The sequence below is a fragment of the Blastococcus sp. SYSU DS0617 genome, assembly GCF_054051075.1.
The window spans coordinates 27,499-46,482 of record NZ_JBJHAO010000021.1; the positions used below are offsets into that span (position 1 = coordinate 27,499).

Genomic DNA, 18,984 nt, shown 5'->3' on the forward strand with positions numbered 1-18,984 from the left:
GTCAGTGCGGCTCGTCGCCGTAGACGGCGGCGAGCCACACCCGCAGCAGCACCGGGACGACGTCGGCGTCGGCCACGGCCGGCCCGTCGCCGCTGAGCGACCCGTAGATGACGCGCTCGTTCATCGAGGTGAGCGCGATGGCGAGGTCACGGGCCGCCGGCCCCGCCGGAGCCGCGCCGCGTGCGCGCTCGGCCTCGATCGCCGTCGCGCAGCGCTGCACCCAGCGCTCGAAGACCTCGCCCCAGAGCGTGCGCACGGCCTCGCTGGTCGAGCGCGCCTCCGCCCACGCGACGGTGAGGGCGCGGTGCCTGCGGAACGTGTCGTGGTAGGCGGACAGCGCCCGCTGCCAGCCCTCCCGCGGCCCGGTGGCCGGGGTGTCGAAGACCGCACCCATGGTCGCGTCGGCCTCGGCGGCGACCCGGTCGAGCAGGGTCAGCAGGACCGCGTCCTTGGACGGGAAGTAAAAGTAGAAGGTGGGCCGGGAGATGCCGGCGCCCCGCGCCAGGTCGTCGACCGAGATCGCGCCGAGGGTGCGCTCCTCGAGCAGCCGCTCCGCCGTGGCGAGGATCGCCAGCTCCCGGTCGTCCCCGTTGGCGCGCTGGGGACGGCGGCCGCGCCCCACGACCGGCGGGGGAGCGGCGCCGTCGGACATGCCGGGATCGTACCGGGGGACGCGCCGTAACTCGACACCCCGTTGACTCGTTCGACAGTGCGTCGATAGCGTCGACGGTGCAGGGTTCCGCGGCACCGCCGAACCCCCTGAGCCGCCTGGGCCGGCCCGATCCCTGGAGTGTGGACATGAGTCCCGAGCACGTGGACGTCCTCGTGATCGGCGCCGGGCTGTCCGGCATCGGCGCCGCCTGCCACCTGCAGGCCGAGTGCCCGGACAAGAGCTACGCGGTGCTGGAGTCCCGCGGCGCCATCGGCGGCACCTGGGACCTGTTCCGCTATCCGGGCATCCGGTCGGACTCCGACATGTTCACCCTCGGCTACGCCTTCCGGCCGTGGACCGGCGCCAAGGCCATCGCCGACGGCGCCTCCATCCGCGAGTACATCCGGGACACCGCCCGCGAGTACGACGTCGAGGACAAGATCCGGTTCCACCACCAGGTGCTCTCGGCCGACTGGTCGAGCGCCGAGGCGAGGTGGACCGTCACCGCCCGCCGCACCGACACCGGCGAGACGGTGCAGCTCACCTGCTCGTGGCTGTCGGTGTGCTCCGGCTACTACCGCTACGACGAGGGCTTCCGCCCGCAGTTCGCCGGCGAGGAGCGGTTCACCGGGGAGATCGTCCACCCGCAGCACTGGCCCGAGGACTTCGACGCCACCGGCAAGCGGATCGTCGTCATCGGCAGCGGCGCCACGGCGGTGACCCTGGTGCCCAACCTGGCCGGCGCCGCCGCGCACGTGACGATGCTGCAGCGCACGCCGAGCTACGTCATGTCGCTGCCGGGCACCGACCCGCTGGCCGAGCTCCTGCGCAGCAAGCTGCCGGCGAAGGTGGCCTATCCGATCGTGCGGTGGAAGAACGTGCTGACCACCACCGCGCTGTACCAGGCCAGCCGGCGCTGGCCGGGCGGCGTCCGGAAGCTGATCCGCCGGCTGACCGAGAAGCAGTTGCCCGCCGGCGTCGACGTCGACACGCACTTCAACCCGCCCTACGACCCGTGGGACCAGCGGCTCTGCCTCGTCCCGGACGGGGACCTGTTCCGCACCCTGCGCGACGGCACGGCCTCCATGGTCACCGGCCGGATCGCGACCTTCACCGAGACCGGTATCGAGCTGGAGTCCGGCGAGCACCTCGACGCGGACGTGATCGTCAGCGCGACCGGCCTGAACCTGCTGGCCATGGGCGGGATGTCGCTGAGCCTCGACGGCGAGCCGGTCGACGTGTCCGAGACCGTCTCCTACAAGGGGATGATGCTCTCCGGCGTGCCCAACTTCTCGATGGTCATCGGCTACACGAACGCCTCGTGGACGCTCAAGGCCGACCTGGTCAACCGGTACGTGTGCCGGCTGCTGCGGCACATGGATGCGCGCGGGCTCGCCGTCGCCACCCCGGTCGCGCCCCCCGAGGGCGCCTCCCTGCCCTTCCTCGACCTGGCCGCCGGGTACGTGCAGCGCAGCCTGGCGCAGCTGCCCAAGCAGGGCAGCCGCACGCCGTGGAGGCTGCACCAGAACTACATCCGGGACGTCCGGATGATGCGCCGGGGCCCCCTCGAGGACGAGGGCATCACCTTCTCCGCCGCGCCGGCCCGCACCGAGCGGGCGGCCGCCTGATGCGCGCCTACGAGTTCGCCGGCGGCACGGCTGTCGTCACCGGCGCCGCCAGCGGCATCGGCGAGGCGCTCGCGCTCCAGCTCGCCGACCGCGGCAGCGCCCTGGTGCTGGTCGACCGCGACGGGGACCGGTTGACAGCGGTCGCCGACCGCATCCGCAGAGCTCACCCTCGACTGGAGGTCGACACCTACGTCGTCGACCTCGCCGACGAGGCGGCCACCGACGCCCTGGGGGCGACCCTGGCGTCCGCCCATCCGGGGACGACGCTGCTGGTCAACAACGCCGGCGTCGCGCTGGGTGGCCGCTTCGACCAGGTCACCCTCGAGGAGTTCGACTGGGTGCTGGCGATCAACTTCCGTGCGGTGGTGCGGCTGACCGCGGCGCTGCTGCCCACGCTCAAGGCGCACCCCGGTGCGCACCTGGTGAACGTCTCCAGCATCTTCGGCATCTTCGCCCCGCCCGGGCAGGCCGCCTACGCCGCCAGCAAGTTCGCCGTGCGCGGCTTCAGCGAGTCGCTGCGGCACGAGCTCGCCGACGACGAGGTCGGCGTCACCGTGGTCCACCCGGGCGGCATCCGGACGCGGATCGCCGAGAGCGCGCGCCTGGGTTCGGGGGTGGACCCCGCCGAGGTCGCGGAGGGCCGTGCGCAGATGGCCAGGCTGCTGCGCATCCCACCGGAGAAGGCCGCCGCGCAGATCGTGACCGCCATCGAGAAGCGCCGTCCCCGGCTGCTCATCGGTCTCAGCGCGCGGGTGCCTGACGCACTCGTGCGGCTGCGGCCGGGGAGCTACTGGCGGCTCGTCGCCCGGGGCATCGCCGCCCGGGGCTCCTCCGCCCGGGGCGGGGCGGCCACGCGAGACTGACCGGGTGACCGTCCCCGCCGAGTTCATCCGCGCCCACACCCGCCCCGTGCGTCCGTCGCTGGTGCCCGAGGTGCGGCTGCTGGTCGCCGCCGACGTCGTCGCGCTGTGGGAGGCGATGGCGGTGGAGCAGGGTCGGACCGCCCAGGAGCCGCCCTTCTGGGCGGCGGCCTGGCCCGGTGGTCAGGCCCTGGCCCGCTACGTGCTCGATCACCCGGAGGTCGTCGCGGGCCGCTCGGTGCTGGACCTGGGCGCCGGCAGCGGGCTGGTCGCCGTCGCGGCGGTCATGGCCGGCGCGACGCGGGTCGTGGCCAGCGAGATCGATCCCTTCGGGCTGGCCGCCATCCCGGAGAACGCGGCGCTGAACGGCGTGGCCGGGATCGAGCCGGTGGGCGATCTGCTGGGGGAGGGGCCGCCGTCGGTCGACGTCGTCCTGGCCGGCGACGTCTGCTACGACCGGATCATGACCGACCGGGTGCTGCCGTTCCTGGACGCCGTCCGGGCCACGGGCGCCGAGGTGCTGATCGGGGACCCCGGCCGGCCGTACCTGCCGCACCACCGGCTGGTCGAGGCCGCCGTCCACGACGTCGTCGACACCGAAGGCGGGCCTGCCCGCGTCCGCCGGACGACGGTGTGGCGGCTGCCGTGAATCCGTCCCGGCCGTGAACGGGAGATGCGTCACGTCGGTAAATACGTTCACGGCATTGTCACGAACCGATAACAGCCGTTACGTTGGCCCGGTCCGGCCGGCGGCTCCCTCACCCGAGGGTTCCGCGCCGGGCGCCGCCGAATCGCCCCGAGAGGCGAGCCGGGGACCCACCGACGTACTGGGGTGAATCCCGGCCCCGGACCTCCAGTCCGGGGCGGGGTAGGGCTGCTTCCCGCCCGAACCCGTCAGCTAACCCGGTAGGCGGCTCACGGAAGAACTGGACAGCCGCAGGCTCTCGCCGCCCCTGGGGGGCGGCTGCTCTGCTGCGCCCTGACCCCCGGAGCAGAACCTCCTCATGAACCTCCGCACCACCGTGAACGCACGTCTCCGCAACCGCCCGCCGCTGGGTGCCCGCCGGTCCGTCGCCCTCATCGGCGTGGCCACGGCCGGCGCCGTCATGGTCGGCGTCCTCTCCGCCGGGGAGCCCGAGGCGCAGGCCGTCGCGCAGACCGAGTCGATGAGCGTCGCCCAGCAGCTCGGCATCACGGCGGAGCCGGCGCCCGCGCTGGACACCGACGTCGTCGCGCCGCTGGAGAAGCTGGCCGCCAGCCGGAGCGCGCGGGACGCCGAGCAGACGGCCGCTGCGCTGAACCAGCTGGCCGCCGAGCAGGCCGAGCACGACCGCCGCGCGGCCGAGGAGGCCGCCCGGCTCGCGGCCGAGGAGGCGGCCCGGGTGGAGGCCGCCCGCGCCGCCGAGGCAGCCCGTGCCGCGGAGGCCGCCCGCGCCGCCGAGGCGGCTCGCGCCGCGGAAGCCGCCCGCGCCGCGGAGGCCGCCCGCGCCGCACGTGCCGCTCGCCCGGCCGCCCCCGCCCCCGCTCCCCGCGCGGCAGCGGCAGCACCCGCCGCGCCGTCGGGCTCCTACCAGAGCTACGCCCTGCAGAAGCTCGGCGGCAACAGCTCCCAGTTCTCCTGCCTCGAGAAGCTGTGGGGCAAGGAGAGCGGCTGGAACCCCAACGCGCAGAACCCGCGCAGCACCGCGTACGGCATCGCGCAGTTCCTGGACAGCACCTGGGCCGGCACCGGTATCGCGAAGACCTCCGACGGCTACCGCCAGATCGACGCCGGGCTGATCTACATCAACAACCGCTTCGGTTCGCCCTGCGGCGCCTGGTCGCACTCGCAGGCCAAGGGCTGGTACTGACCTGAGCCCCGCGGCCGGGATCGCGTGATCCCGGTGCCTCGACGCCACGGAGCCGCCGAGATCAGCTGATCTCGGCGGCTCCGTGCGTGCCGGGCTCAGCCGAGCAGCCCGGCCTCGGCCTTCGCGAGCAGCGCGGTGTGCACGGCGGAGTCGACGACGGCTGCGAACGCCGGGTCGGCCGCGTCCCGGGCCAGCACCGCCTCCAGCATGGCCGGGAAGGTGTCGGGGGCGACCGTCAGCACGAGGGTCCCGCCCGCAGCGAGGAAGCGCACCGCCCGCTCGCCCACCGGGACGTGCGTCACCGCGACCGCGCTCCCCAGGTCGTCGGAGATGACCGGGCCGGAGAAGCCCAGCTCCCCGCGCAGCAGGTCGCCGATGACCACCGGCGAGAAGGCCGCCCGGGAGGCCGGGTCGATCCGGCTGTAGGTCGCCGACGACATCATCACCATCGGCTCCGCCTCGGTCCGGGACAGCGTCTCCGCGAACGCGGTCACCTGGTCGTCCCCGGCCGTGGTGACCGCGTCGACGACGTCCGCGGTGTCGTCGGTGTTCCCGCGCACCAGGCCCAGCCCCGGGAAGTGCTTGAGCGTCGAGGTGACCCCTGCCGCCGCCAGTCCGTCGACGACGGCCGTCGCGGCCGGGACGACCTCCGCGCCGGTGCTGCCGTACTGCCGGTCGAAGAAGCCGATCGGGCCGTTGTCGGCCTCGGTGCCCGCCGGGACGACGTCGACCACCGGCGCGAGGTTGAGGTTCACGCCGGCGCCGCTCAGCCGGCGGCCCAGCTCGCCGGCGAGGTCCGCGAGCTGGTCGCCGGGCAGGTCGCCCTGGACCGTGGCGCTGGGCAGGCGCTCGAAGCCCTCGCCCTTGAGGGTCTGCACGCTGCCGCCCTCCTGGTCGACGGCGATCCACAGCCCCGGCCCGGTGTTCTGCTCCCGCCAGGCCGCGGTGAGCGCGGACAGCTGTGCCGCGGACTCCGTGGGCCGCCCGGCCAGGAACACCCCACCCGCGCCCTGCTCGACCAGCCGGGCGCCGGTGGCCAGGGAATCGGCGGGGACGCCGACCACGAACAGCTGCGCGACCTGCTCGCGGCGGTCCAGGCCGGCGAGCGCATCAGCCACCCGCGCCTCGGCGTCGTTCCCGGGAACCGGGGAGCCGGGCGCCTCCGACGGGGACGGGGACGGCTGCGCGGCGGAGGAGGAGGGAGCCGGGGTCGATGCGGAGCCGCCGGCGCCCGGCTCGCCCCCGCAGGCGGCCAGTCCCGCCGTGAGGGCCAGCACGGCGGTGGCGCGGACGGTCGGACGCATGGACGCTCCTCTCGGGATCGCCGCGGGGATCGCCGGGCGGCGACCGCTGCGGCCGGAGCCGATTGTGCCGTCCGGCGGCCCGGGACGGCCCGGCCCGGGGTGGTGTGGGCCGGTGCCGCCGCGGCCGGCCCCGGTCGCCCCGGGGCGTGCACCGGCATAGCGTCCGGGCATGACCGAGCAACGACCAGAACCCGAGCGGGGCGTGCCACCGGGCGGCCTCGTGGGCCGGTCCGTCGAGGAGTTCGTGCAGCAGCTCCGGAGCTTCACCGACCGGGCCCGGACCGTCGCCGGGTCGATGCCCGCCAAGCTGTCCATCCCGGCGCTGCCGAGCCCGCCGGGGGCCATGTCGGCCGCCCAGCTGCGGGCGGTCGCGGACATGGTGGCCGCACAGCGGGCCGGGATCGCGGGCATGCGCGCCCAGCTGGACGCCTTCGACCAGCAGTTGGCGGTCTTCGAGCGGATCCTCGAGCCGCTGGTCGAGTGGAGCGGCACCTGGGCCCGGCTCGAGGAGGCGGTGGGTGACCTGGTGCGGCGGGACGACGGGAACCCCGGGGAACCCGGGACGGATCCGGCCCGCTGATCAGTCCTCGAGCAGTTCCCCGGTGGCCACGAAGCGCGCGGCGACGTCGCGCACCTTGGTGTTCGTCTCCATCGACACGCGCGTCAGGGCCTGGAACGCCGCATCCGGAGTGAGCTTGAACCGCTCCATCAGGATGCCCTTGGCCTGGTCGATGACGCCCCGGGTGTCCAGGGCCGCCTGCAGGTGCTCGGCCCGCTCCACCGCCGCCGCGTAGAGGTAGGCGTTCGACACCGGGACGACGGCGTAGGCGGCGAACCGGCTCAGCAGGTCCCAGGTCCGCTGGTCGGCGCCGGTGAGCTTCCGGGCGTAGACGTTCAGCGCTCCGGACACCCCTTCGTGCCCGGGGAGCGGGACCGACAGCATGCTGTCGCAGCCGGCCTCCACCGCGAGCGCGGCGAAGTCGGGCCACTGCTGGTCCTGCCGGGTGTCGGCGATCTCCGACCGGTGCCCGGTGGCGGCAGCGCTCAGGCACGGCCCCGAGCGGAGGCGGTACTGCTCGTGGTCCAGGTCGCGGGCGAGTCCTCCGCTGGCCGCCACGGTGGCCGGCTGGGCGCCGCGGAGGATGGTCACGGATGCGATCGGCTCCTCGGGGAGGACTCGGGCCGTCAGCTCGGTGACCGTCCGCACGACGGACTCGAGGGAGTGCTCGGCCAGAGAGATGCGGCCCAGTTCGGCGAGGGCCGACTGGACGGCGACGGCGTCCGGCGCGCCGGCGTCGTGGGTGCTCACGTGCCTCCGTGCAGGACGACCGGACGGTCGGCCCGGTCGGTTCGGCGGGACTCCCCGGGTGCACCGGGGTCTCGTCCACTGGAGGGAATCCTCCGCGCGCCGGCTGTCTGACGCGGGAGCAACTATACCCGGCGGCGGCGGCCGGGCGGGGCCGCCGCCGGGCATGCGTGCCGGCCCGGAGGAGGCGTCCGCGGACGCTTCAGCGCCAGGTCGTGATGCGCACCGTCGTCCCGCGTGGACACGAGCGCAGCTGCACCAGGTCGCAGAGCTCGTTGACCAGGTGGAGGTTCCGGCCACCCGCCTGCTCCGGCGGCGGGACCCGCCGGCCGACGAGCGGGTCGTGGATGTGGCCCCCGTCGCTGAACTCCACGACGGCGGCCTCGTCGGTGCGCCACATCGCGACCGTACCGCTGCCCCCGCCGTGGCGGACGGAGTTGGCGACCAGCTCCGAGGCGGCGAGCTCGAGGGCCTGCGCCTGCTCGTCGGACAGGCGGCAGGAGCGGGCGAACGTGCCCACGGTGCGCCTGGTCGCGCGGGCGTCGCCGGCGCCGTAGATGCCGCGCAGGACGCCCTCGGTCGGCTGGTGCAGCGGCGTGGCGAAGGTGGCCGCCGCGGAGTCGCGGGAGAAGGCGGTGCTGGGCCGGCGGTGCTCGTGGGCGGAGACGAGCGGGTGGGACTGCAGCGCGCCGGTGCGTACGGCGCGGGGGAGCCGGCTCTGGTCGTAGGGGCACAGCAGGCGCCAGGGCGGTCCGTCGTCGAAGGCGGTGTTGAGCAGCAGCTCGTGCAGCCGGCACTCGACGTACTCCGCGTCCCGGCGGCCGGGCCAGGCCGGCTCACCGACGCCGCGCAGGCCGCGCCCGGCCGCAGTGGCCTCGTCCAGCACCGTCCGCCAGGCGCCGACAGAGGTGGTCGGCGGAGTGCGCGACCGGAGGCTCGGTCACCGATCCGTGTGCGCGCATGTACGGACCGTATGCCTCTGGGGGCCGGAGCAACAGGGGTCGTGAGCCACGCCTCCGTCGCTCAGAGCGCCCGGAGGATGTCCTCCACGCGCTCGCGGGCGTCCCCGAACAGCATCCGGCTGTTGTCCCGGAAGAACAGCGGGTTCTGCACGCCGGCGTAGCCGGTGTTCATCGACCGCTTGAACACCACGACGCGCTCGGCCTCCCAGACCCGGAGCACCGGCATGCCGGCGATCGGGCTCGCCGGGTCCTCGGACGCGGCGGGGTTCACCGTGTCGTTGGCGCCGATGACCAGGACGACGGAGGTGGCGGCGAGGTCGTCGTTGATCTCGTCCATCTCGAGCACGACGTCGTAGGGCACCTTGGCCTCGGCGAGCAGCACGTTCATGTGGCCCGGCAGCCGCCCGGCCACCGGGTGGATGCCGAAGCGCACCTCGACGCCGCGCTCGGTGAGCTTGCGGGTCAGCTCGGCCACCGCGCTCTGCGCCTGGGCCACGGCCATGCCGTAGCCCGGCGTGATGACCACCGACGTGGCGTCGCGCAGCAGCTCCGCGGTGTCCTCGGCGGAGATCTCGACGTGCTCGCCGTAGTCGACGTCGGAGGCGGCCGCGCCGCCCTCGTTGCCGAAGCCGCCGGCGATCACCGAGATGAACGAGCGGTTCATGGCCTTGCACATGATGTAGGAGAGGTACGCACCCGAGGCGCCGACCAGCGCACCGGTGATGATGAGCAGGTCGTTGCCGAGCAGGAAGCCGGCCGCGGCCGCCGCCCAGCCCGAGTAGCTGTTGAGCATCGAGACGACGACCGGCATGTCGCCGCCGCCGATCGAGGCGACCAGGTGCCAGCCGAGAGCCAGCGCGATCACGGTGAGCACCGCCAGCACCGGCAGGTTCGGCTCCACCACGAACACGACGGTCAGCGCCACGAAGGCGGCGAGAGCGCCGAGGTTGAGCCAGTTCTTGCCGGGGAGCACCAGGGGGTTGCTCTTGATCCGGGCCGAGAGCTTGAGGAACGCCACGATCGAGCCGGTGAAGGTGACCGCGCCGATGAAGACGCCGATAGCCACCTCGCCGGAGTGGATGCCCAGCAGGTCGGAGGACACCTCGGTCTGGTTCTCCAGGTCGGCCTCGACCGTGAGGTAGCCGTTCCAGCCGACCAGCACGGCGGCGAGGCCGACGAAGCTGTGCAGCAGGGCGATCAGCTCGGGCATGCCGGTCATCTCGACCTGGGCTGCCCGCCACAGGCCGATCGCGGCCCCGATGAGGACGGCCACCACCAGCAGGACCGCGCCGGTGCCGGAGATGCCGTGGTCGATGGCCAGCCCGATGGTGGCGACCAGCGCGATGACCATGCCGGCCATCCCGTAGGCGTTGCCGGCCTTGGCCGTCTCGTGCTTGGACAGGCCGGCCAGGCTGAGGATGAACAGCAGCGCGGCGACGATGTAGGCCGCGGACGCGGCACCGGTGGCGGTCATCGGGCGGCGACCTTCGTGCTCGGGCCGCGCGAGAACATGCTCAGCATGCGGCGGGTGACGGCGAAGCCGCCGAAGACGTTGATGCTGGCGACGAGGATCGCCACGAACGCCAGCGCGGTCACCAGGGCGTCGTCGTGCCCGATCTGCAGCAGGGCGCCGACGACGATGATCCCGGAGATCGCGTTCGTGACGCTCATCAGCGGCGTGTGCAGCGCGTGGTGCACACCGCTGATCACGTAGAAGCCGACCACCACGGCGAGCGCGAACACGGTGAAGTGCTGGACGAGCTCGCTGGGGGAGAAGGCGGTGAGCAGGAACAGCGCGGCCGCGGCGGCGCCCACCAGAGCGAACCGCCGGGCCGGGGCCGGGGTCTTCTCCGGCACTTCCGGCAGCGCGGCGGTCGCGCCCGCGGTGGGGGGAGCCGGCGCCGGTGGCGCGGCGGAGACCTGGACCGGCGGTGGTGGCCACGTCTTCTCGCCCTCGCGCACCACGGTGATCGCGCGCTGCACGACGTCGTCCATGTCGAGGACCAGCGCGCCGTCCTTGCCGGGGGTGAGCAGCTTGAGCAGGTTCACCAGGTTGGTGCCGTAGAGCTGGGAGGCCTGCGCCGGCAGCCGGGCCGGGAGGTCGGTGTAGCCGATGATCGACACCCCGTTCGGCGTCACGACGATCTCGTCGGGCACCGAGCCCGCCACGTTGCCGCCCTGGGCCGCCGCCATGTCCACGATCACCGAGCCCGACCGCATGGAGGCGACCATCTCCTCGGTGATCAGCCGCGGTGCGGGCCGGCCCGGGATGAGCGCGGTGGTGATGATGATGTCGACGTCGGTCGCCTGCTCGGCGTACATCTCGGCGGCCCGGCGGTTGAAGTCCTCGCCCATCTCGCGGGCGTAGCCGTCGGCGCTGACCTCCTGCTCGCCGGCCGGCACGGCGACGTACTCGCCGCCCAGGGAGCGCACCTGCTCGGCGACCTCGGGGCGCACGTCGGTGGCCCGGACGATGGCGCCCAGGCTGCTGGCGGCGCCGATGGCGGCCAGGCCGGCCACGCCGGCGCCGGCCACGAGCACCTTGGCCGGCGGCACCTTGCCCGCCGCGGTGACCTGGCCGGTGAAGAAGCGGCCGAACACGTGGGCGGCCTCGACCACGGCCCGGTAGCCGGCGATGTTGGCCATCGAGCTGAGCACGTCGAGGGACTGCGCGCGGGAGATGCGCGGCACGGCGTCCATCGCCAGCACGGTGATCGGGCGGGCGGCGAGCGCGTCGACCAGCTCGGGGTTGAACGCCGGGCTGATGAGACCGACCAGGGTCGCGCCGTCCCGCAGCCGGCCGATCTCCTCGACCGACGGGGCGTTGACCCGCAGCACGACGTCGGCCTGCCAGGCGTCGTCGGCGGTGCCGATCCGCGCGCCGGCAGCGGCGTAGGCGTCGTCCGGGAAGCTGCTGCCCGCACCGGCTCCGGACTCGACGACGACGTCGTAGCCGAGACCCACCAACTGGGTCACCGTCGTCGGGGTCGCGGCCACCCGTGTCTCGCGGGGGCGGGTCTCGCGCGGCACTCCGATGTGCAACGTGGCTCCGATCATCGGGGACCGGCTTCTCGGCCGGTCACCAGGTGTGGGGTCGAACGCGTGCTCGGTGATCGGGAAGGATCATGCCTGGGCAACGACGATGTGCCCGCTCGGGGCCCGCCGATGTGACCACTGCCACGTCCCCGCGGGTGAACGTCAGGCCAGTCCGTTCACGGACACGCCGGCGGCGCGCAGCTCCTCGATCCCGGTCACGAGCGTGCCGTCGGTCTCGTCCAGACCGAGGTTGACCAGCGTGTCCACCGCCAGCAGCGGGGTGAGGTCGGTGAGCGGGTTCGCGCCGAGCTGGAGCTCCTGGAGCAGCGGGGCCTGCGCCAGCCCGCCCACGTCGGCAATGCGGTTGCCGAACAGGTCCAGGATCAGCAGCGTCGGCACGGTCCCGAGGGGCGAGGGGTCGACGATCGCGTTCTGGCCGAGGCGGACGGTGTCCAGCGTCGGCAGCCCGGCGAGCGGGGACACGTCGGTGATCCGGTTGCCGGTCAGGTCCAGCGTCCGCAGCCCGTCCTTGCCCGCGAGCGCGGAGATGTCGGTGACCTGCCCGCCGCTCAGGCCGAACGTCGACAGCGTGGACGTGCCGGCCAGCGGCGACAGGTCGCTCACCGGGTTCTGCGAGAGCCCCAGGTCGTGCAGCGGCAGTCCGGCCAGCGGGCCGATGTCGCTGACCTGGTTGCCGGTGAGCGTGAGCGTGCCCAGCCGGGCCAGCGCGGCCAGCGGGGCGACGTCGCTGATCTGGTTCCGGCTCAGCGTGAGGGTGCGGAGCTGGGGCAGCGAGGCGAGCGGGGAGATGTCGGTGAGCCCGTTGCCCGTGAGGTCGAGCTCGACCAGGTTGGGCAACCGCTGGATCCCCTCCAGCGAGCGCACCGGGCCCAGCGCCGAGGTCTCCGGCGTGCAGCTGAGGTCCCTGATCGCGCTCAGGTCGCGGTCGGACACGCCGTCGGTGGCACCGGGCAGGCCCGCGGCGGCGGCCACGCAGGCGGCCAGGGCGTCGTCGACGATCACCCGCGCGGGCTCGGTGCTGGTGCCGAACCACGACCAAGCCCAGGAGCCGGCAGCGGCGACCAGTACGAGCACCCCGGCCACCGCCGTCCAGCGGACCACACCGGCCGCGGAGCGCGCGGGCCCGGCGTTCCCCTCGGGGGGTGCGGGCGTCGCGGTGGGCCGGCTCGCCACGGCGACGACCAGGAAGAGCGCGGCCAGCAGCACCAGTGCCGCGAGGGCGGCCCGCGGTCGGTCGACCGTGATCACCGACGACGTCGACGCCGCGACGGACCGGGCCAGGAGCACGGCCGCGACGGACGCGGACAGCAGGACCCCGACCCCGGCGGAGAGCACGCCGAGGACCCGGTCGGCGGTGCGCAGCGCCAGACCCGCGAGCAGCAGGGCCAGCCCGCCGGCGGCCCAGCTCAGGGGCGCCGTGGTGGTGGCGGCCTCGTAGGCCACCAGGCGTGGCGGGGTGGCCGGGTCGACGAGGGCGAGCACGTCCCGGTCGGCGTTGCCGGCCAGGCCGAGGACGAGGAGGACCACGCCGAGCGCCGTCACGGGGGCCCACAGCCGCCCGGCGGGCGCACGCTGCACGGCCCGCACCAGGAGCGGGGCGGCGCACAGGGCGGCGGCCAGCACCACGGGGGACGACGACTCGCCGGGCGACCGGACGGCCAGGGCCAGCGCCGCGCCGGCCAGCGCGAAAAGCGCGCAGGTGAGATCCAGGATGCGGGGGATGGCGGCACCTCCTGGGCGGCAGGTTAGCCAGGCGGTGCGGCGATCCTCGGGCGCCACTCCACCCGCTTCCTCCCTCCATCGGGGGACCGATCCCGGCTGGGGTGAAAGAGCCTGCGCCGAACGGCCGAAGTAAGCGGTGGCGCGCCCGGTCGGGCGCCGCACCACGAGCGACGAGGGGAGGACCGTGACCGCCGTGATCTCGTCGGACGACCACGTGCCGCCGGAGATCGTCTCCTCCATCTTCTACAGCGCCGCGGTCAGCGACTCCCTCGCGCTGCTGGTGGCCGAGACGTCGGGCCGCACGCAGCGCTTCACCTGGGCGAACGTGGGCGCGGTACAGCTGCTGGGCTACGGCCCGGCGGACCTGTGCGCCATGCCGGTCGAGCAGCTGTTCCCCACCCTGGGAGGCGGCGAGCTCAAGCTGCTGCTGCGCCGCGAGCGGTCGGCCCGGCGCACGCTGCAGGTGCGCACCGCCAGCGGGGCGCTCCTGGACGCCTCCGTCCTCACGACGCCGTCCCCGGGAGGCCGCCGCTGGACGGTCATGCTCCGGGCGACCGCCAACGAGCAGGAGCGGGCCCTCCGCGCGACGGCCGACGCGCACGAGCGCCGCTTCTCCGCCCTGACCGAACGGTCGCCGGTGCCCACGCTGCTGTCGGAACAGGGGATGCGGCTGGCGCACGTCAACGACGCGTTCTGCAGCCTGGTGGGCCGCGGCGCCGAGCAGATGCTCGGCACCGGCTGGATCGACACCCTCCACGTCGATGACCTCGACGCCGTCATCGAGCAGGTGTCGGCGGTCCTGGGCGGCGGCGAGGTGGAGGTGCAGGCCCGCCTGATCCGCGACGACGGCACGGTGCGGACGACGGTCATCCGCTTCGCCCACCTCTTCACCCCCGGGGTCGGGGCCGGCTTCGTCGCCACGATCGAGGACATCACCGACCGGCTGGCCTTCGAGACGCGGCTCGCCCACCAGGCCAACCACGACCCGCTGACCGAGCTGCCCAACCGCACGCTGCTGGCCCAGTACGTGGCCGAGCGCTTCCACCCGGGCGCCGGTGGCCTGGCCTGCCTCTTCCTGGACCTGGACAACTTCAAGGTCGTCAACGACTCCCTCGGCCACACCTCCGGCGACGAGCTGCTGATCGAGGTGGCCGACCGGCTCCGGGCGACGGTGCGGCCCGGTGACCTGGTCGCCCGCTTCGGCGGCGACGAGTTCGTCGTGGTGTGCGAGCAGGTGGGGGAGGACGACGCCGTCGCGCTCGCCGAGCGCATCATCGCCGCCCTCGCCCGGCCGATGCGCCTGGGTGGGGTCGACGTGCGACCGCACGCCAGCGTGGGCGTGACCGTCCAGACCGCGGAGCACGTGGCCCCGGAGGAGCTGATCCGCGACTGCGACATCGCGATGTACCAGGCCAAGTCCGGTGGCAAGGGCCGCATCACGGTGCTCGACCAGCAAGCCCGCGCGGAGGCGCGGGACAAGCTGCGGCTGGTCACCGAGCTGCGCGACGCCATCGACAGCCGCGACATCACGCTGCTCTACCAGCCGATCTTCAGCACGGCGTCCCGCACGCCCGTCGCCGTCGAGGCGCTGGCGAGATGGGACCACCCGGAGCGCGGCCCGATCAGCCCCGCCGTCTTCGTGCCGCTGGCCGAGGAGAGCGGCCTGATCGGCGGGCTGGGTCTGCTCGTGCTCGACGAGACCTGCCGCCAGCTCGCCGAGTGGGACCGGCTGACCGGCGCCGCCGCCCCGCCGCGCGCGAACGTGAACGTCTCGGCCCTGCAGCTGGACGGGAACCTGCCCGACCAGGTCGCGGCGGCCCTGCGGCGCCACCAGCTGCACCCCTCGCGCATCTCCATCGAGATCACCGAGTCGGCGCTCATGAAGGACCCGGCGGCCGCCCAGCGGGTCCTGCAGCAGCTGCGCGACCTCGGGGTGGAGCTGGCGATCGACGACTTCGGCACCGGCTACTCCTCGCTGGCCTACCTCCGGCACCTGCCGGTGGACTGCCTCAAGGTCGACCGCTCCTTCGTGGCCGAGCTCAGCGCCGGCCACGGGGAGATCGCCTCCGCGGTCATCGCCCTGGCCCGCAACCTGAACCTCTGCACCGTGGCCGAGGGCGTCGAGACCGCCGAGCAGGCCGACGAGCTCGCCCGGCTGGGCGCCACCTACCTGCAGGGCTTCACCCTTGCCGAACCCATGACCGGGGAGCACGCCGCCACCTGGTTCGCCGTCCACGGGGAGACCGCCCAGTGACCATCACACCGTTCCCCGATCTGGCGCCGGTCCCCGCGCCGTCGTTCGACGTCGAGAAGATCCTGGCCAGCATCGACACGATGGCCGCGCAGAAGCCGGTCGCCGCCCAGCTGGTGTCGGTGGCCAACTCCGAGGACACCAGCGCCAAGGAGCTCTCCCGGATCCTCGCCTCGGACGTCGCCCTGGCCAGCCGGGTCCTGAAGCTGGCCAACTCCGCCTACTTCGGGATGCGCGGCCGGGTGACCTCGCTGCAGTTCGCGGTGACCGTCGTCGGCTTCACCACGGTGCGGACGATGGCCACCGTGGCGCTCACCGACCTCGACGACGAGTCGCGGCTGCCCGAGGACTTCTGGGACTTCACCACGCACCTGGCGCTGGCGGCGGCGACGCTGGCGCCGCGGTTCGGGCAGCGCCCCCAGGACGCGCTCTGCCTCGGGCTGCTGGCCCAGATGGGTGCGGCGCTGCTGTTCCACAACGACAGCGAGGGCTACGCCGAGATCGCGGCCACCGAGCCGACCTTCGCGGGCCGCCGCGCCGCCGAGACGCGGCGGTACGGGATCAACAGCCTCCGCCTGACCGCGGTCGCGCTGGAGCAGTGGGGTTTCCCCGACCCGATGATCGTGCCGCTCAAGCATGTCGACGACTACCGGGCGCCCGACGGCGCGCTGCTGCGCAGCTGCTTCGAGATCGCGGCGCGGCTGACCACCGAGGACTACGAGACGGTGCCGATCGTCCGCGTCAGCTGCGGCCAGCTGCGCGAGGACGACGTGGCCCCGGTGCTCGACGTCGTCCGCGGCGACGCCGACGAGCTGCGCCGCGCCATGCTCGGCGACTGAGAGGACCCCAGGAAGGATTCCGTCCTCCCCACCGCTCGCATGCTCGCGGCGGTCACTGGACGGGGTCACAGCGCGGCGGAGCCCCGCCCCCCGAAGGGGAGCGGGGCTCCGTCGTGCGTGCGGATGCCGGTCAGGCGTACGGGGCGCCCAGCGGGTCGACCGTCGGGTAGCTGCCGACCTTGGCCGCCAGCCGGTCGGCGGCGAAGTCGCCGTCGCCCAGCAGGTGGTCGATGGCGGTGAGCCGGCTGGTGTAGTGACCGACCTTGTACTCGGCGGTCACGCCGATGCCACCGTGCAGCTGGATGGCGTCCTTGCCGATGTGCCGGCCGGTGCGGCTGGTGAGCAGCCGGGCCCGGTCGGCGGCGGTGACGACGTCACCGTCGGACAGCTGCACCACCGACGCCCACAGCGCGATGCTGCGGGCCAGCTCCAGGGACACGTACATGTCCGCGGCGCGGAAGTTCAGCGCCTGGAACTTGTTGAGCGTCACCCCGAACTGCTTGCGGGTCTTGAGGTACTCGACGGTGGTGCGCAGCGCCGTGTCCATGGCACCCACGGCCTCGTGGCTGTAGGCGATCCGGGCCAGAGCCTGCGCCCGCTCGATGGCCGCGGTCTGGTCGCCGCCGGCGCCCAGGACGGTGGCCGGGGTGCCCTCGAAGCGGACGTTGGCCGACCGGGTGCCGTCGTGGTTGCGGTAACCGGTCCGGCTCAGGCCGGTCGCGTCGCCCTGGACCACGAAGAGCCCGGTGCCACCGCCCGGCAGAGCGGCGGAGACGACGAGGACGTCGGCGCGGGCACCGTGCGGCACCGGCTCCTTGACGCCGCTGAGCGTCCAGCCGCCGCCGGCCTCGGTCGCCGTGACCGCCGAGGCGGTGGGCGTCCACCGGGCGCCGATCTCCGCGTGCGCGAAGGTCGGCAGCGAGGTGCCGTCGGCGATCGGCTCGAGGAGCTCGCCCTTCTGCGCGTCGGTGCCGACGGCGTCGATGAGCCCGCCGGCCAGGACGACCGCCTCGATGAACGGCTCGGGTGCCAGGACCCGCCCGATCTCCTCGGCGACGATCGCCACCTCGACCGGGCCGGCGCCCATGCCGCCGTGCTCCTCGGCGAAGGGCAGGCCCAGCAGGCCCATCTCGGCCAGCTGCGCCCAGACCTTCTCGTCGAAGCCCGGGTCGTTCTTGGTGACCTTGCGGCGCACCTCGCTGTCGCCGTAGGCGCGCGCCAGCAGCGCCGCGACGGCCTCGCGCAGGTCGTTCTGCTCGCTGTTGTAGGTGAAGTCCATGGCTATCTCACAACCCCAGGATCGTGCCGCTGATGATGACGCGCTGCACCTCGTTGGAGCCTCCGTAGATGGAGACCTTCCGGTAGTTGAGGTACTCGGGGGCCGCGACCCGCGCCCAGTCGGGGACGTCGGAACCCTCCTCGGCGAACGAGGCGACCGACAGCGGGCCGGCGATGTCGACGATCAGCTCGGTCACCTCCTGCTGCAGCACCGAGCCCTTGAGCTTGAGCACCGAGGACGCCGGGTGCGGCTTGCCGTCGGCGGAGTTGGCGACCACGCGCAGCGCGGTCAGCTCCAGGGCGACGAGCTCGTTCTCGATCTCGGCGATGCGGGAGGAGTAGCGCGCGTCCTCCAGCAGCGGGCGGCCGTTGTAGGTCGTCTCCCGCGCGAGCTCCTTGGCCAGGGCGAGCATGCCCTTGGTGCCGCCGACGCGCGCGATGCCGACGCGCTCGTTGCCGAGCAGGAACTTGGCCTGGTCCCAGCCCTTGTTGACCTCGCCGATGAGGTTCTCCGAGGGGACGCGGACGTCCTCGAAGAAGACCTCGTTGACCTCGAAGCCGCCGTCGAGCAGCTCGATCGGGCGCAGGGTCACCCCGGGGGTGTCCATCGGGAAGACCAGCATCGAGATGCCGCGCTGCTTCTTCTCCGCCGTCGGGTCCGTGCGGGCCAGGCAGAAGATCCAGTCGGCGTGCTGGCCCATGGTCGTCCAGGTCTTCTGACCGTTGACCACCCACTCGTCGCCGTCCTGGACGGCCACGGTGCGCAGCCCGGCCAGGTCGGAGCCGGCGTCGGGCTCCGAGAAGCCCTGGCACCACCAGATGTCGAGGTTGGCCGTCTTGGCGAGGAAGCGGTCCTTCTGCTCCTGGTTGCCGAACTGGGCCAGCACCGGGCCGATCATGCTGGTGTTGAACGCCAGCGGCTCCGGCACGTGGGCCAGCTGCATCTCCTCGCGCCAGATGTGGCGTTGCAGCGGCGTCCAGTCGCGGCCGCCGTACTCGACGGGCCAGTGCGGCACGGCCAGCCCGGCGGCGTTGAGGATCTGCTGGGTGGTGACGAAGTCCTCCTTCGTCGCGTGGCGGCGGGCGGCCACCTTGTCACGGATCTCCTGCGGCACCTGGGTGGTGAAGAAGGTCCGCATCTCCTCCCGGAAGGCCTGCATCTCCGGGGACAGCTGCAGCTGCATCGGTCCTCATTCCTGACCGCAGTCGCTCTGCGGTCTCGACGTGTAGGTGCGACGATCCCACATCCCCGAACGGCATTCGGTTCGCCCCTCC

Annotated in this window: 15 protein-coding genes, 1 pseudogene and 1 riboswitch; of the genes and pseudogenes, 7 read left to right on the forward strand and 9 right to left on the reverse strand. The window is 73.5% G+C overall.

What is annotated here, in order from left to right; all coding sequences use genetic code 11:
- Position 1: 1 nt before the first annotated feature.
- Positions 2-652 carry a TetR/AcrR family transcriptional regulator gene (locus ACI793_RS17945; protein ID WP_456607739.1) on the reverse strand — a complete coding sequence of 217 codons (651 nt, stop codon included), beginning with the start codon at positions 650-652 and terminating at the stop codon, positions 2-4.
- A 146-nt stretch (positions 653-798) separates the two neighbouring features.
- Between ACI793_RS17945 and ACI793_RS17950 the strand changes: the two genes are divergently transcribed.
- From ACI793_RS17950 to ACI793_RS17965, 4 genes are all read left to right on the forward strand, one after another.
- Positions 799-2,280: a flavin-containing monooxygenase gene (locus tag ACI793_RS17950; RefSeq protein WP_456607740.1), complete on the forward strand. Its 1,482-nt coding sequence runs from the start codon at positions 799-801 to the stop codon at positions 2,278-2,280.
- Positions 2,280-3,143 carry an SDR family NAD(P)-dependent oxidoreductase gene (locus tag ACI793_RS17955; RefSeq protein ID WP_456607741.1) on the forward strand — a complete coding sequence of 288 codons (864 nt, stop codon included), beginning with the start codon at positions 2,280-2,282 and terminating at the stop codon, positions 3,141-3,143. Before ACI793_RS17950 ends, ACI793_RS17955 begins: the two co-directional genes overlap by 1 nt.
- 4 nt (positions 3,144-3,147) lie before the next feature.
- Positions 3,148-3,789 carry a class I SAM-dependent methyltransferase gene (locus ACI793_RS17960; RefSeq protein ID WP_456607742.1) on the forward strand — a complete coding sequence of 214 codons (642 nt, stop codon included), beginning with the start codon at positions 3,148-3,150 and terminating at the stop codon, positions 3,787-3,789.
- 125 nt (positions 3,790-3,914) lie between these two features.
- A riboswitch (cyclic di-AMP (ydaO/yuaA leader) is annotated at positions 3,915-4,068 on the forward strand.
- 76 nt (positions 4,069-4,144) lie between these two features.
- Complete coding sequence (locus tag ACI793_RS17965; RefSeq protein ID WP_456607743.1) at positions 4,145-4,990, forward strand: aggregation-promoting factor C-terminal-like domain-containing protein; 846 nt, start codon at positions 4,145-4,147, stop codon at positions 4,988-4,990.
- 95 nt (positions 4,991-5,085) lie between these two features.
- On the opposite strand, the gene ACI793_RS17970 is transcribed toward ACI793_RS17965, so the two are convergent.
- Positions 5,086-6,294 carry a glycoside hydrolase family 3 N-terminal domain-containing protein gene (locus ACI793_RS17970; RefSeq protein WP_456607744.1) on the reverse strand — a complete coding sequence of 403 codons (1,209 nt, stop codon included), beginning with the start codon at positions 6,292-6,294 and terminating at the stop codon, positions 5,086-5,088.
- A gap of 169 nt (positions 6,295-6,463) precedes the next feature.
- Between ACI793_RS17970 and ACI793_RS17975 the strand changes: the two genes are divergently transcribed.
- The gene (locus ACI793_RS17975; protein WP_456607745.1) at positions 6,464-6,874 is read left to right on the forward strand and encodes a hypothetical protein; all 411 of its coding nucleotides are present in this window, start codon (positions 6,464-6,466) and stop codon (positions 6,872-6,874) included.
- On the opposite strand, the gene ACI793_RS17980 is transcribed toward ACI793_RS17975, so the two are convergent.
- The 5 genes and pseudogenes from ACI793_RS17980 to ACI793_RS18000 form a co-directional block, all read right to left on the reverse strand.
- A complete protein-coding gene (locus ACI793_RS17980) occupies positions 6,875-7,603 on the reverse strand; it encodes an ANTAR domain-containing protein (RefSeq protein WP_456607746.1) in 729 nt (242 codons plus the stop codon).
- A gap of 199 nt (positions 7,604-7,802) precedes the next feature.
- Positions 7,803-8,504 (reverse strand): annotated as a pseudogene (locus ACI793_RS17985) (anti-sigma factor RsbA family regulatory protein); the annotation flags it as partial.
- A 119-nt stretch (positions 8,505-8,623) separates the two neighbouring features.
- A complete protein-coding gene (gene pntB / locus ACI793_RS17990) occupies positions 8,624-10,036 on the reverse strand; it encodes a Re/Si-specific NAD(P)(+) transhydrogenase subunit beta (protein ID WP_456607747.1) in 1,413 nt (470 codons plus the stop codon).
- Positions 10,033-11,619 (reverse strand): Re/Si-specific NAD(P)(+) transhydrogenase subunit alpha, encoded by a 1,587-nt coding sequence (locus tag ACI793_RS17995; protein WP_456607748.1) that lies wholly within the window; start codon positions 11,617-11,619, stop codon positions 10,033-10,035. The genes pntB and ACI793_RS17995 overlap by 4 nt, the downstream gene beginning before the upstream one ends.
- A gap of 141 nt (positions 11,620-11,760) precedes the next feature.
- A complete protein-coding gene (locus ACI793_RS18000; RefSeq protein ID WP_456607749.1) occupies positions 11,761-13,398 on the reverse strand; it encodes a leucine-rich repeat domain-containing protein in 1,638 nt (545 codons plus the stop codon).
- A gap of 127 nt (positions 13,399-13,525) precedes the next feature.
- Between ACI793_RS18000 and ACI793_RS18005 the strand changes: the two genes are divergently transcribed.
- Positions 13,526-15,595, forward strand: a complete 2,070-nt coding sequence (locus ACI793_RS18005) for a putative bifunctional diguanylate cyclase/phosphodiesterase (protein WP_456607750.1) — start codon at positions 13,526-13,528, stop codon at positions 15,593-15,595.
- Positions 15,592-16,431 carry an HDOD domain-containing protein gene (locus ACI793_RS18010; RefSeq protein ID WP_456607751.1) on the forward strand — a complete coding sequence of 280 codons (840 nt, stop codon included), beginning with the start codon at positions 15,592-15,594 and terminating at the stop codon, positions 16,429-16,431. The genes ACI793_RS18005 and ACI793_RS18010 overlap by 4 nt, the downstream gene beginning before the upstream one ends.
- A gap of 130 nt (positions 16,432-16,561) precedes the next feature.
- Here ACI793_RS18010 and ACI793_RS18015 read toward each other — a convergent pair whose 3' ends face one another.
- A complete protein-coding gene (locus ACI793_RS18015) occupies positions 16,562-17,710 on the reverse strand; it encodes an acyl-CoA dehydrogenase family protein (RefSeq protein WP_456607752.1) in 1,149 nt (382 codons plus the stop codon).
- 7 nt (positions 17,711-17,717) lie between these two features.
- A complete protein-coding gene (locus ACI793_RS18020) occupies positions 17,718-18,893 on the reverse strand; it encodes an acyl-CoA dehydrogenase family protein (protein WP_456607753.1) in 1,176 nt (391 codons plus the stop codon).
- Between the last annotated feature and the right edge of the window lie 91 nt (positions 18,894-18,984).